This is a genomic window from Brachybacterium sp. Z12, from assembly GCF_014400405.1.
In the GTDB taxonomy this organism is placed as follows: domain Bacteria; phylum Actinomycetota; class Actinomycetes; order Actinomycetales; family Dermabacteraceae; genus Brachybacterium.
The window spans coordinates 3,256,931-3,270,534 of the sequence record NZ_CP060496.1 but is presented as its reverse complement, the minus strand read 5'-3'; the positions used below and the strand labels follow the sequence as shown (position 1 = coordinate 3,270,534).

General features: G+C 68.8%; 10 protein-coding genes and 3 pseudogenes. 6 read left to right on the top strand and 7 right to left on the bottom strand.

Going from position 1 to position 13,604, the window contains the following annotated elements:
- From araA to H3H54_RS17190, 6 genes and pseudogenes are all read right to left on the bottom strand, one after another.
- Window positions 1–1,509, bottom strand: a complete 1,509-nt coding sequence (araA, locus tag H3H54_RS17205; protein ID WP_262424811.1) for an L-arabinose isomerase — start codon at window positions 1,507–1,509, stop codon at window positions 1–3.
- Window positions 1,510–1,554: 45 nt separating this feature from the next.
- Entirely contained in the window at window positions 1,555–2,274 is a 720-nt protein-coding gene (locus H3H54_RS17200) for an L-ribulose-5-phosphate 4-epimerase (RefSeq protein ID WP_262424810.1), read from the bottom strand.
- A gap of 286 nt (window positions 2,275–2,560) precedes the next feature.
- Window positions 2,561–2,728 (bottom strand): annotated as a pseudogene (locus tag H3H54_RS19810) (FGGY-family carbohydrate kinase); the annotation flags it as partial.
- Window positions 2,729–2,849: 121 nt separating this feature from the next.
- Window positions 2,850–3,068, bottom strand: a pseudogene (locus tag H3H54_RS19805) (ATPase); the annotation flags it as partial.
- Window positions 2,998–3,933: an FGGY family carbohydrate kinase gene (locus H3H54_RS19800; protein WP_395963018.1), complete on the bottom strand. Its 936-nt coding sequence runs from the start codon at window positions 3,931–3,933 to the stop codon at window positions 2,998–3,000. The gene H3H54_RS19800 and the pseudogene H3H54_RS19805, both read right to left, overlap by 71 nt.
- A gap of 111 nt (window positions 3,934–4,044) precedes the next feature.
- Window positions 4,045–5,067: a LacI family DNA-binding transcriptional regulator gene (locus H3H54_RS17190; RefSeq protein ID WP_262424809.1), complete on the bottom strand. Its 1,023-nt coding sequence runs from the start codon at window positions 5,065–5,067 to the stop codon at window positions 4,045–4,047.
- 290 nt (window positions 5,068–5,357) lie between these two features.
- Here H3H54_RS17190 and chvE point away from each other — a divergent pair, with 290 nt between their 5' ends.
- From chvE to H3H54_RS17160, 6 genes and pseudogenes are all read left to right on the top strand, one after another.
- On the top strand, window positions 5,358–6,509 hold the full coding sequence (gene chvE, locus H3H54_RS17185) for a multiple monosaccharide ABC transporter substrate-binding protein (RefSeq protein ID WP_262426526.1): 1,152 nt from the start codon (window positions 5,358–5,360) through the stop codon (window positions 6,507–6,509).
- Between the two features lie 83 nt (window positions 6,510–6,592).
- Complete coding sequence (gene mmsA, locus H3H54_RS17180; RefSeq protein ID WP_262424808.1) at window positions 6,593–8,134, top strand: multiple monosaccharide ABC transporter ATP-binding protein; 1,542 nt, start codon at window positions 6,593–6,595, stop codon at window positions 8,132–8,134.
- A 9-nt stretch (window positions 8,135–8,143) separates the two neighbouring features.
- Window positions 8,144–9,324, top strand: a pseudogene (gene mmsB, locus H3H54_RS17175) (multiple monosaccharide ABC transporter permease).
- A gap of 346 nt (window positions 9,325–9,670) precedes the next feature.
- Window positions 9,671–10,954, top strand: a complete 1,284-nt coding sequence (locus H3H54_RS17170) for an extracellular solute-binding protein (RefSeq protein ID WP_262426525.1) — start codon at window positions 9,671–9,673, stop codon at window positions 10,952–10,954.
- Between the two features lie 67 nt (window positions 10,955–11,021).
- Window positions 11,022–11,972: a carbohydrate ABC transporter permease gene (locus tag H3H54_RS17165; RefSeq protein ID WP_262424807.1), complete on the top strand. Its 951-nt coding sequence runs from the start codon at window positions 11,022–11,024 to the stop codon at window positions 11,970–11,972.
- The gene (locus H3H54_RS17160; protein WP_262424806.1) at window positions 11,969–12,886 is read left to right on the top strand and encodes a carbohydrate ABC transporter permease; all 918 of its coding nucleotides are present in this window, start codon (window positions 11,969–11,971) and stop codon (window positions 12,884–12,886) included. Before H3H54_RS17165 ends, H3H54_RS17160 begins: the two co-directional genes overlap by 4 nt.
- 94 nt (window positions 12,887–12,980) lie before the next feature.
- Here the strand turns inward: H3H54_RS17160 and H3H54_RS17155 are convergent, their stop codons facing one another.
- The gene (locus H3H54_RS17155; RefSeq protein ID WP_262426524.1) at window positions 12,981–13,454 is read right to left on the bottom strand and encodes a lipocalin-like domain-containing protein; all 474 of its coding nucleotides are present in this window, start codon (window positions 13,452–13,454) and stop codon (window positions 12,981–12,983) included.
- Window positions 13,455–13,604: the final 150 nt, after the last annotated feature.

Sequence of the window (13,604 nt, the reverse complement as noted above, 5' to 3'; positions counted from 1 at the left end):
TCAGAACCCCTGGGCGAGGCGGTGGAAGACCTGGTTGGTGCGCAGGTCCTGGGTGAAGGAGCGCACCGTGGTGTCCTCGTCGATGATCGCGAGCTCGAGATCGCCGATGGTCGCGAGATCCTCCCAGACCTCGAGGCCCACGGCGGTCGTCATCACCGTGTGGTGGGCTGCGCCGGCGGTCAGCCAGCACTCGGCGGAGGTTGCGAAGTCGGGGGCGGGCTCCCAGACGGCGCATGCCACCGGCAGCTTAGGGAGCTCCTGTGCGGGTTCGACCACCTTCACCACGTTGGCGACCAGGCGGAACCGCTCGCGCATGTCGGAGAGGGCCACCACCACGGCGGGGCCGGGATCGGCCGTGAACTTCAGGCGCACCGGGTCCTCGCGGTCGCCGATGCCCAGGGGATGGATCTCGAGGGAGGGCTTCGCGGTGGTCAGCGAGGGGGAGACCTCGAGCATGTGGGCGCCGAGGATCTGCTCGCGGCCGGGGGTGAGCTCGTAGGTGTAGTCCTCCATCAGAGAGGCGCCACCGGGCAGGCCGTGGCCCATCACCGCCGCGACCCGCACCAGGATCGCGGTCTTCCAGTCGCCCTCGGCGCCGAAGCCGTAGCCGTCGGCCATCAGGCGCTGCACGGCGAGGCCCGGCAGCTGACGCAGCCCGCCGAGATCCTCGAAGTTGGTGGTGAACGCACCGAAGCCGCCCTCGTCGAGGAAGGTGCGCAGGCCGATCTCCTGGCGGGCGCCGTAGCGCAGCGACTCGTGGCGCTCCCCGCCCTGCTTCAGCTCGGGCACCACCTCGTACAGCTCTTCGTACTCCGCGACCAGCGCGTCGATCGCGTCGTCCGAGACGGCGTCGACCACCTCGACCAGGTCGTTCACGCCCCACGTGTTCACGGAGACGCCGAGCCGCAGCTCCGCCTCGGTCTTGTCGCCCTCGGTGACGGCGACGTTCCGCATGTTGTCGCCGAAGCGGGCGAGCTTCAGGGAATGCATCTCGGCCCAGCCCGTGGCGGCGCGGGCCCAGCGGCCCACCTTCTCCTGCACGCCCTCGTCGCTCGCATGGCCCACGACGGTCTTGCGATTCACACCGAGCCGGGTGGCGATGTAGCCGAACTCGCGGTCGCCGTGCGCGGCCTGGTTCAGGTTCATGAAGTCCATGTCGATGGTCGCCCACGGCAGCTCGACGTTCGCCTGCGTGTGCAGGTGCAGCAGCGGGGTGCGCAGCGCATCCAGGCCCTGGATCCACATCTTCGCCGGCGAGAAGGTGTGCATCCAGGCGATGACGCCCACGCAGGCAGGGTCCGCGTTCGCGGCCAGGGCCATCTCGCGGATCGCGTCCCGGTCGGTGAGCACCGGCTTCCAGACGATCTTCACCGGGATCGAGGACCCGGCGTCGAGAGTCTCGGCGATCACGCGGGACTGCTCGGCGACCTGGTCGAGGGTCTCGGGGCCGTACAGGCCCTGGCTGCCGGTCAGGAACCAGATCTCGCGGGCTTCGAAGGGGTTCTGCATGGTGGTGTCCTCGTCGTTAAGGGGAGTTGGGGGGCGGAGCCGGCGTCAGCGCTGGCCGTAGACGTTCTGGTAGCGGTCGTAGAGCGAGTCGATCAGGCGCTGCTCGATGGGCAGCGGGTCTCCGAGCTGGCGGGAGATGTGCACGGTGCGCGCGACCTCCTCGACCATCACGGCGGCCTTCACGGCGGCGCGGCCGTCCCGGCCGATGGTGAAGGGGCCGTGGTTCTGCATCAGCACGGCCGGGCTGCGATGCCCCTCGAGGGTCTCGACGATGCCGCGGCCGATCGAGTCGTCGCCGATCACGGCGAAGGGACCGACGGGGACCGGGCCGCCGAACTCGTCGGCCATCATCGTCAGCACGCAGGGGATCTCCTGGCCGCGGGCGGCCCAGGCGGTGGCGTAGGTCGAGTGGGTGTGGACCACCCCGCCCACCTCGGGCATGTGCGAGTACACGTAGGCGTGGGCGGCGGTGTCCGAGGAGGGGGTCAGCGTGTCGGGGGTGCCGTCGACGATCTTCACGCCGTCGAGCGTGCACACCACCATCGACTCCGCGGTGAGCTCGTCGTAGGAGACGCCCGAGGGCTTGATGACCATCAGGCCCGGCACCTCGGGGGCGGTGGCGGGCACCCGCTCGGAGACGTTCCCCGCGGTCCAGACCACGAGGTCGTTGCGCGGCAGCTCGGCGTGCAGGGCGGCGACGCGCTCGCGCGTGGCGGCGACGGCCTCCTGGGTGTCGACGGGCAGGGTGGCGAGGACGAGGGTCATAGGGGCTCCTGGGAGGGCGCGGGTGAGTGGAAGTCGGGGGAGGGTCAGTCGAGCAGCTCGCCGGCCAGGCGCTCGACCTGCAGGCCGGTGCGGTAGCCGGAGAGCCACTGCGCATGCCCGGCCATCCCGGTCTCCTCGGGGAGAGGGTGCTGAGCTCCTGGGAGGCGAAGATCTCCTCGGCCAGGAAGCTGCTGAGCGGGTCCTGCGCACCGTCGCGGGTGCGGGCGGTGTGTGCGGCGAGCAGGGCCATGCCCCACGCGCCGCCCTCGCCGGCGGATTCGCCGACGGCGACAGGCGTGGCGAGCGCGTCGGCGAGCACCTGCTGGGCGATGCCTGCGGTGCGGAAGATGCCGCCGTGGGCGTACATGACATCCAGCTGCACGCCCTCGTCCTTCAGCAGCGCCTCCATGCCCACCGCGAGCGCCCCGAAGGCGCCGTAGAGCTGGGAGCGCATGAAGTTCTCGAGCGTGAAGCGGGCCTCCTGCTCGCGCACCAGCAGGGGGGCGGCCGGAGGGGACGCCCGTCTGGTGCTCGCCGGAGACGTAGTTATAGCTCAGCACGCCGCCGGCGTCGGCGTCGCCCTCGGCGCCCGCGCCGAACAGGGTGCTGTACAGCTCCTCGGGGCCGACGGGGTGGCCCAGCAGCTCGGCGAAGCGAGCGAACAGGCCCAGCCAGGCATCGAGGTCGGTGGTGCAGTTGTTGGTGTGGATCATCGCCACCGGATCACCTGCGGGGGTGGTGACCATGTCGATCTCCTCGCGCGGGCCCGACAGCTGCCCCTCGAGGACCACCATCGCGAAGGCGCTGGTGCCGGCGGAGACGTTGCCGGTGCGGGGAGCGATCGCGTGGGTGGCCACCATCCCGGTGCCGGCGTCGCCCTCCGGCGGAGCGGTCACGGCGCCGGACTGCAGGGCGCCGCTGGGGTCCAGCAGCGCCGCGCCCTCGGCGGTGAGTGATCCGGCGTCCTGGCCTGCCACCAGCACCTCGGGGAGGACCTCGGGCGGACCAGGGCAGATCAGCCACGCCGTCGAGGGCGGAGAAGCGTTCGAGCTGCGCGGCGTCGAAGCCGTCTCCGGTCCCGGCGATGGGGAACATGCCGCTGGCGTCCCCGACTCCGAGCACCTTGTGGCCGGTGAGCTGCCAGTGGACGTAGCCGGCCAGCGTGGTGAGGAAGCCGAGGCGCTCCACGTGCTCCTCGCCGCCGCGGATCGCGTGGAGCAGGTGGGCGACGCTCCAGCGCAGCGGGATGTTCAGCTCGAGCGCGCGGCTGAGCTCGCCGGCGGCCTCGGTGGTGTAGGTGTTCCGCCAGGTGCGGAACGGGGCGAGCTGGGCGCCGTCAGCGTCGAAGGGGAGGTAGCCGTGCATCATCGCGGAGATGCCGAGGCTCGCCAGCTGGGTGAGGTCCGCGCCGTGGCGCTCCTGCACATCGCGCACCAGATCGGCGTAGCAGTCCTGGATGCCGGTCCACACGCTGTCCAGGGAGTAGGTCCAGCTCTCGTCCTCGAAGCGGTTCTCCCAGGCGTGGGAGCCGGTGCCGAGCACCGCGCCGGCGTCGTCGATGAGCGCCGCCTTGATGCGGGTCGAGCCGAGCTCGAGACCCAGGTGGGCGCCACCGGCGCCGATCAGGGCGGCGGGGTCGGAGTACTCTGTGGAGGTCACGGCAGCGTGCGTCATGCACCCATCCCACCAGGGAAGTCCCGGGATGTCAACGTTCACATTCAAGGTCGGCGGGGTGCTCCGAGGGCGCTGTAATACGCCCCGTGGCCGGGGTCAGTGGGTGCGCTCAGGGCGGGTCGAGCGGCGCACCACCAGTCGCGGTGGCAGGGTGCTGGGAGTGCCCGGGGGCAGCTCCCGCTCCTCGAGCAGGCACAGCAGACGTTCGAGCGCGAGGCGGCCCAGCTCGGCGAACGGCTGCGCGACGGTGGTCAGCGAGGGCACCTGGTACTCCGCCCCGAGCGTGTTGTCGAAGCCCACCACGGCGACGTCCTCCGGGATCCGCAGCCGGTGCTCGTGCAGCGCGTGCAGCACACCCATCGCCATCATGTCGTTCGCTGCGAAGATCGCATCCGGCAGGCCGTCCCTGACCAGCGCGTTCGTGAGGTCGTAGCCGGTGCGCGGGGTCCAGTCCCCGGGCCCGACGACCTCACCGTCGAGGCCGTGCAGCGCGATCGCCTGCTCGAAGCCCTCGCGCCGGGCGCGGGCATCGAACCAGTCCTGCGGGCCCGCGGTGTGCACCACCGACCGGGCGCCGGTGCGAGCCAGGTGCTCGACAACCAGGTGGGCTCCGAGCCCCTGGTCCACGCCGACCACCTGGATGCCCGGGGTGCGCGGCGGCACGGCGCTGACCACCACGACAGGGGTCGAGCGGGCCACCGCGGTGACCGCCGGGACCATGCCCTCGTGCGCGGCGACCACCAGGATCCCGTCGGCCCCGGAGCCCAGGAGTTCCGCGCCGACCGCGTGACCTGCGCTGTCCTCGGCGCCGACGGTGGTCAGCAGCACCGAGTAGCCCGCGCGACGGGCGGCGGTCTCGATCGCGGTGGTGGTCTCTGTGGGCCCGAACAGCGCCGAGCCGTCGTTGAGCATCCCGATGAGGGAGGAGCGCGTGGTCTTCAGGGCGCGGGCGGCCCGGTTGCGGGTGTAGCCCAGCTCCGTGATCGCCTCGAGCACGCGGGAGCGGGTGGCCGGGCGGACGATCTCCGGCTCGTTGAGCACCCGCGACACGGTCTGGTAGGAGACTCCGGCACGGTCGGCGACATCCGCCATGGAGGGGCGGCGAGCGGTGGGGGCCATGGGGAGGGCTCCTGTCCGGACGGTGTGCTCATCGGGCTGTGCGGCGCCGTGGCCTGCGAGATCGTTTCACATCGTGCAGGGGGCTCCCGTGGGTCGCGGCGGGTGGCCTCCGTTGCCGACTTGTGACCCGCGGCGGTCCTGGATGCGTGACACCACGAGCATGTGAACGTTAGCATTCGGGACGTTCCACACCACCGATGGTGTGCGGACCGCGGACACGGGCCCACTCGTGGGGTGTCCCCTGCTGCAGGGAGCAGACGGTGATTTTCGAGGAGGAAAAACCCATGAGCATGCACAATCGCAGGACTTTCATGCTGGGAGCGACGGCCACTGCGGCGGCTCTCGGACTGGCCGCCTGTGGCGGCGAGGGTGCCGGTTCCGGCGGTCCTGATACCGACGCCGAGCCGAGCGAGCAGACCGTCGGCGTCGCGATGCCGACCCAGACCTACGAGCGCTGGGTCGCGGACGGCAACAACATCAAGAAGGGCCTGGAGGAGAAGGGCTTCACCGTCGACATGCAGTACGCCGACGACGATATCCCCACCCAGCAGCAGCAGATCGACCAGATGATCAACTCGGGTGTGGACACCCTGCTCATCGCCTCGATCGACGGTGCCTCCCTCTCGTCGCAGCTCGATGCCGCCGCCGCTGCGGGCATCCCGGTCATCGCCTACGACCGCCTGCTCACCGACAGCGAGAACGTCGACTTCTACGTCACCTTCGACAACTACAAGGTGGGCGTGAACCAGGCCAACGCCCTGCTGTTCGGCCTGGGGCTGCTCGACGAGAGCTTCGAACCGGCGGACGACGCCCCCGAGGGCCCGCTGAACATCGAGCTGTTCGCCGGCTCGCTCGACGACAACAACGCTCACCTGTTCTGGCAGGGCGCCGTCGACACGCTGCAGCCCTACCTCGATGACGGCACGCTCGAGGTGCTCTCGAAGCAGCTGGACATCGAGCAGGCCGCCACCCAGCGCTGGGAGCAGGAGACGGCGCAGAAGCGCATGGAGAACCTGCTGACCACGCACTACAACGGCGGCGAGGAGCTCGCCGGCGTGCTGGCACCCGCCGACCCGCTGTCCCGCGGCATCATCAACGCGCTGCAGAACTCGGGCCTGGGCCCCACCATCGAGGAGGGCCTGCCGGTGGTCACCGGGCAGGACGCCGAGATCGCCTCGATCAAGCTGATCGCCGACGGCGTGCAGTCCTCGACGATCTTCAAGGACACCCGCGACCTCGCCGACCAGGCGATCGTCAGCGCGGAGTCCATCCTGAAGGGCGAAGAGCCGGAGGCCAACGACACCGAGACCTACGACAACGGCGTGAAGGTCGTTCCCTCGTACCTGCTCGAGGTCCAGATGGTGCTGGAGAACAACTACGAGGAGATCATGGTCGACTCGGGTTACTACACGCCGGAGCAGGTCGAGTCCGGCCAGCTCTGAGCGGGACGGCCCCAGCAGAATCCCGGTGGGGTCCCGGCATGCGTCGACGCATCGCCGGGGCCCCCTGCCCGAAGGAGGGCTCCTTGACCGAAAACATCCTCGAGATGCGGTCCATCACCAAGAGATTCCCCGGCGTCGTCGCCCTCAAGGACGTGTCCCTGACAGTCGGCGAGGGCGAGATCCACGCGATCTGCGGCGAGAACGGCGCGGGCAAGTCCACCCTCATGAAGGTGCTCTCCGGCGTCGAGCCGGCCGGCACCTATGAGGGCGAGATCCACTACCGCGGCCGCCCCGTCCGGTTCGCAGGCGTCAACGATTCCGAGGCCGAGGGCATCGTGATCATCCACCAGGAGCTCGCCCTGGTGCCCCACCTGTCGATCGCCGAGAACATCTTCCTCGGCAACGAGCAGGCCACAGCCGGCGTGATCAGCTGGCACGAGACCAACGCGAAGGCGGCCGAGCTGCTCGCCCGCGTGGGCCTCAAGGAGAAGCCGGTCACGCCCGTCGGCCAGCTGGGCGTGGGCAAGCAGCAGCTGGTCGAGATCGCCAAGGCGCTCACCAAGAACGTGAGCCTGCTGATCCTCGACGAGCCCACGGCGGCGCTGAACGACGATGACTCCGCGCACCTGCTCGGGCTCATCCGCGGGCTGCGCGACGAGGGCGTCACCAGCATCATCATCTCCCACAAGCTCGGAGAGATCGCGGCGGTCGCGGACGCGACGACCGTGATCCGCGACGGCTCGACCATCGAGACCATCGACATGCGCGTGCCCGCCGAGCAGAAGCACACCCTCGTCCCCCGCATCATCAAGGGCATGGTGGGACGGGACATCGAGAACCTCTACCCGGAGCGCCACGCCGAGATCGGTGAGGAGATCTTCCGGGTCGAGGACTGGCATGTCGGCCATCCCACCCAGGCCGGACGCACCGTCGTGGACGGCGCGGCGCTGAACGTCCGCGCCGGGGAGGTCGTCGGGATCGCGGGACTGATGGGCGCCGGGCGCACCGAGCTCGCGATGAGCCTGTTCGGCCGCTCCTACGGACGCGACATCTCCGGCACCGCCTACATGCACGGCCGCCCAGTGCGTCTGCGCACCGTCTCCGAGGCGATCAAGGCGGGCATCGCCTACGTCTCCGAGGACCGCAAGCAGTACGGGCTGAACCTCATCCAGGACATCCGCACGAACGTCACCGCGGCCTCGCTGGAGAAGGTCACCCATGGCGGCTGGATCAACGGCAATGAGGAGATCGAGGTGGCCGAGCGCTACCGCTCCTCGCTCAACATCAAGACGCCGACGGTGATGGCGCAGGTCGGGAAGCTCTCCGGCGGCAACCAGCAGAAGGTGGTGCTCAGCAAATGGCTGTACACCGGACCGGATCTGCTGATCCTGGACGAGCCCACCCGCGGCGTCGACGTCGGCGCGAAGTTCGAGATCTACTCGATCATCAACGAGCTCGCCGCGGCGGGGAAGGCGATCATCGTCATCTCCTCGGAGCTGCCCGAGGTCATGGGCCTGTCCGATCGCATCTACACATTGTCCACGGGCCGCATCACCGGCGAGGTCGCCGCCCAGGACGCCACGCAGGAGCACCTCATGGAGCTCATGACCATGGAGAGGGAGTGAGTGCGCCTCATGGCGGGAACTTCTGACATCAAGGAACTTCTGACGCGGAACATGCGTCAGAGCGGCATCTACATCGCGTTCGTGTTCATCATCGTGCTGTTCACGATCCTCACCGGGGTCAGCTGCTCAGCCCCGGCAACCTCACCAACCTGGTGCTGCAGTACTCCTACATCCTGATCCTCGCGATCGGCATGGTGCTGATCATCGTGGCCGGTCACATCGACCTCTCGGTGGGGTCGGTGGTCGCGCTCACCGGAGCCGTCGCCGCTGTGGTGGTCATCGGCAACGGCATGCCCTGGTGGGTGGGCGTCCTCGCGGCGCTCGGCACCGGTGTGCTGGTGGGGCTGTGGCAGGGCTTCTGGGTCGCCTATGTGGGCATCCCCGCCTTCATCGTGACCCTCGCGGGCATGCTCATCTTCCGCGGCCTGACCATGCAGGTGCTGAACAACGTCTCGCTCTCGCCGTTCCCCAAGGAGTACCAGTACATCTCCGGCGGGTTCCTCAACGGGATCCTCGGCGGCAACGGCTATGACGCCTTCACGCTGATCCTCGCCGCCGCCCTGGTGGTCGTCTTCGCGGTCCAGCAGTACCGCGGGCGCATGGCGAAGCTGAAGTACAAGCAGCCCGTCGAGGCGTATCCGCTGTTCTGGCTGAAGAACGCCGCCGTGGCCGCGGTGGTCATGGCCTTCGCCTGGCAGCTCGCGCACTCGCGCGGCCTGCCGGTGGTGCTGATCCTGCTGGCCGCCCTGGTGCTGATCTACGGCTTCATCAGCCAGCGCACCATCTTCGGCCGGCACATCTACGCGATGGGCGGCAATCTCCAGGCCGCGCAGCTCTCCGGCGTGAAGACCCGCCGGGTCAACATGCTCCTGTTCGTGAACATGGGCCTGCTCTCCGCGGTCGCCGGCATCGTCTACTCGGCCCGCTCCAACAGCGCGCAGCCGGGCGCCGGCAACATGTTCGAGCTCGATGCCATCGCCGCGGCCTTCATCGGCGGTGCGGCGGTGACCGGCGGCGTGGGCAAGGTCCACGGCGCGATCATCGGCGGCCTGATCATGGCCGTCATGTCCAACGGCATGTCGATCATGGGCATCGACCAGTCCACCCAGTCCGTGGTCCGCGGCGTGGTGCTGCTGGTGGCCGTGGCCTTCGACGTCTGGAACAAGAAGCGGTCCCAGAGCGGGGCCTGAGCCTTCGACCGCACGGCGTCCCGGACCCTCCTGAGAGGGCCCGGGACGCCGTCGTTGAGTGCGCAGGTTGTCGTTCGGCATGAGGCTCGACTGATCTCCACGAATGCGTGGGGAAGTGTTGACGCCCACATTACAACGATGTAAATTCGGTTCAGGCAGATATGGACCGCCGGGCTGTGAGCCGCGTGCGGACTCTGCTGCAGCGGCTGAGCCCTACCACGAAGAGGTGGACGGAATGATGCATGATTCTTCTCCCGCGGGGACCCGGGGATCCCGGTCGGCACCGCCGGACGGTCGTCCGGCGCGCGATCCGGGCGGCGGTACCTTCCTCGGCCGGCGCGCCCTGATGCAGGGAGCCGGTGCCCTCGGCGCACTGGGTGCCGTCGGCGCGCTGTCCAGCTGTGCCGGCTCCTCGGCCCGGGCTGCTGACGACATCGCCTTCTGGCACCTCCTGTCCGGGCCCGACGGCGTGACCATGGGCGAGATGCTCGACGGGTATATGGCCACCGACGGCGCCGCCTCGGTGACACAGACGGTGCTCGCCTGGGGCGCCCCCTACTACACGAAGCTCGCGATGGCCTCGGCCGGAGGCCGCGCGCCGGACCTCGCCGTGATGCACGCGGCACGCGTGCCCGGCTACGCCCCCGGCGGCCTGCTCGACGAGTGGGACCTGGACCTGCTCGGAGAGTTCGGTATTCGCCAGGAGGATTTCCCCGAGCTGATCTGGGAAAAGATGGTCGTGGACGGGAAGCTCACCGCGATCGCGCTGGACTCCCATCCGTTCGTCCTCTACTACAACACCGAGATCGCTGAGGCGGCAGGTGTGCTGGGTGATGACGGGCTGATCCTGCCCACCGACAACCCCGAGGACTTCCGCGCTCTCGCCCTCGAGCTCGGCGGGAAGGCCCCCAGCGGGTACGGGCTCTCCTTCGGATATCTGGGTGACGGCTCCAACCAGTGGCGGATGTTCTCCACGTACTACACGCAGCTGGGCGGCACGATCGAGCTGCCCGTCGGCGGGAAGATGGTGTATCAGGAAGAGCTGGTCGTGGAGACGGCCGAATGGATCCTCTCGCTCATCGACGGCGAGGTCGGCAATCCCGGCCATGACGGCGGCACCGCGATCTCCGAGTTCGCCACCGGCGGCTCCGGCGCCTTCTACGGCGGCGTGTGGGAATCGGGCAACTACAAGAGCCAGGGCGTTCCCTTCGATATGACGATGGTCCCCGGGGTCTTCGGGGAGCCCGCCGCCTACGCCGACTCCCACGCCTTCGTGCTGCCTCATCAGATGAGCCCAGATCCCGAGCGCCGCCGCAACGTCCATGCCGTCGTCGCCGAGCTGCTGAAGAACTCGATCAGCTGGGCCGCAGCCGGGCACATCCCGGCCTACTCGCCGGTGGTCGAGGACCCCGCCTACGCCGAGCTGGTCCCGCAGTCGCACTACGCCGATGCGGTGGACCACCTGGTCTACGACCCGCCGGCCTGGTTCAGCGGGTCCGGGTCCGACTTTCACACCTATTTCGGCAATGACATGCAGAACGTGTGGGCGCGGCGCGTCGATCCCCTCACGGGGTGGAACGACTTCGTGGCCCGCATCAACGCCCTGCTCCTCAAGCCCACCCCGATGTGATCGCCATGCGATCCCTCGACCTTGCCGTTCCCGTGCCGCCCTGTCCATTCGTCGAAGGAGACGATCGATGACCACCGCCGACGGCCTTGCCGCCCCTCCCCGAGGGGTTCGCCCCGCCGACCATCTCTCCGTCGGCCGCTCGCGCCGACGTCGCGCCGACAACCTGCGCGGCTGGCTCTACTGCGCCCCGTTCCTCCTCGCCTTCGGACTGTTCCTGATCTGGCCCACCTTCTACGGACTGTGGATGAGCTTCACGGGGACCAGCCTCGCCGGGACGAACACCCAGTTCGTGGGCCTGGACAACTGGACGGAGGCGCTCGGCGACCCGCAGGTGTGGTCCTCGCTGGTCAACACCGCCTGGTTCACTCTGCTCTCGACGATCCCGCTGGTGCTGGTCGCGATGTTCCTCGCGGTGCTGGTGAACATCGGCCTGCCGGGCCAGTGGTTCTGGCGCCTGTCGTTCTTCATGCCGTTCCTGCTGGCCTCGACCGTGGTCTCGCAGTTCTGGAACTGGATGTACAACCCGCAGCTGGGCCTGATCAACACCTTCCTGGGTTGGTTCGGGATCACCGGGCCGGCGTGGTTGCAGGATCCGAACACGGCCATGATCGCCGTGGTCATCACCACCGTGTGGTGGACCATCGGCTTCAACTTCCTGCTCTATCTCGCCGCGTTGCAGAACATTCCCGACCAGCTCTACGAGGCCGCTTCTCTCGACGGTGCGGGCGGATGGCGGAAGTTCCTCTCGATCACCCTCCCGCAGCTCGCGCCCACGACCGTGCTGGTGCTCGTGCTGCAGATGCTGGCCTCGCTCAAGGTCTTCGACCAGATCTACCAGATGACCGGCGGCGGTCCCGGCGGGACCACCCGCCCGGTGCTGCTGTATATCTACGAGGTCGGCTTCACCGGATACCGCCTGGGGTATGCCTCGGCGATCTCCTACATCTTCTTCTTCATGATCATCATCGTCTCGATCGCCTACATGGTGATCGCATCCCGACGGAGTGTGAAGGCATGAGCGCCGCGAACCCCACCACTGTGACCCTGACGCCCGTCGTCCCGCGGGCGGCTGTCACGGCCCGCACCGCCTCTTCAAAGCGCCGTCGCGGGCCAGCACCTGCCCGCATCGCCGCTTTCGTGATCCTCGCGGTGCTGGCGACGGCCTGGCTGGTGCCGGTGCTGTGGGCGGTGCTCACCTCCTTCAAGACCGAGGCTGAGGCCGCGGCGATGCCGGTCACGATCGTGCCCGACGGCGGATTCACAGTGGCGGCGTACGTGAAGGTGCTGTCCGAGGGGCTCGTCCCGCGCTGGGCGTGGAACAGCTTCATCACCTCCGCGGCGGTCACCCTGATCACCGTGACGATCTCCGCCCTGGCCGGCTATGCGCTCTCGCGGCTGCGGTTCGCGGGGCGGACGATGCTGATCACCCTGATCGTCGCTTCGATCATGATCCCCGGGCAGATCCTGATAGTGCCGCTGTTCCACCTGATGCTCAATCTGAACATGGTGGACACCTACTGGGGCATCATCCTGCCGCAGGTGGTCGCGGCACCGATGGTGTTCATCCTCAAGAAGTTCTTCGACCAGATCCCCTTCGAGCTCGAGGAGGCCGCGCTGATGGACGGCGCGAGCCGGTTCAGGATCCTCCGATCGATCGTGCTGCCGCTGTCGAAGCCGATTCTCGGCGCGGTCTCGATCTTCGTGTTCATCGGAGCGTGGAACAACTTCCTGTGGCCCTTCATCGTGGTCAACGACTCGAACCTGATGACGCTGCCCACCGGTCTGCAGACCGTGATCAGCGCCTACGGCATCCAGTACGCGCAGAACATGGCCCAGGCTGTGCTCGCGGCCCTGCCGCTGATCATCGTGTTCATGTTCTTCCAGCGCCAGATCATCAAGGGCATCGCGACCACCGGCATCGCCGGCACCTGAGTTCCTGGACGGGAGCGGGCGCCCGTCGGCCCCGCGGCGATCAGTGCCGCAGGGCCGACGGGCGTTTTGCGCTGGGTCCGGGAGCCGGGAGCGCTCAGACCTCCTGGGTGCCCCACAGGCTGCGGCCGTCCGGGCCGAGCACGGTGAAGGTGGTCGTCCAGGCGCCAGCGCTCTCGCGCCAGCCGCGGGCGAACACTCCGCGGAAGGTCTGCCCGTCGAGGAGCACCGTGGCGCGGTGCCCGGCCTCGAGGCGCCAGCGCCCGGTGCGCGCTCCGGTGATCGTCCCGTTGCGGTGCAGGCGGATCCGCTGGGAGCCCACGATCTCCGGGCTGATGGCCCGGCCATGGTCCACGAGCTGCCAGTCGCCCTCCAGCTGCGAGCGGTGGGGAGCGCCCGCGCTGATCGGCGGGCTCTCCCGCGTAGCGGTGCGGGGCGATGACCGGCCAGCCGTCGTGGCTGAAGTGGATGCGGTGCACGCGGACCTGGTGGAGCTCCCCGGTGTCCGGGAACCGGCTGTGCAAGAACAGGAAGACGTCCTGCTCGTCGGAACTGGCCCAGGCCGAGACATGACCAGGGGAGACATAGCCCGCGCCGGGACCCTCCGCCTCGACGTCGGTGAAGCGATGGTTGCCCAGGAGCTTCGCGCCGTACGGCTCGATCGAGGCGTCGTCGAACAGCGGCAGACCCGGATCGGACTTCGCCTCGCGCAGGTCCTGTC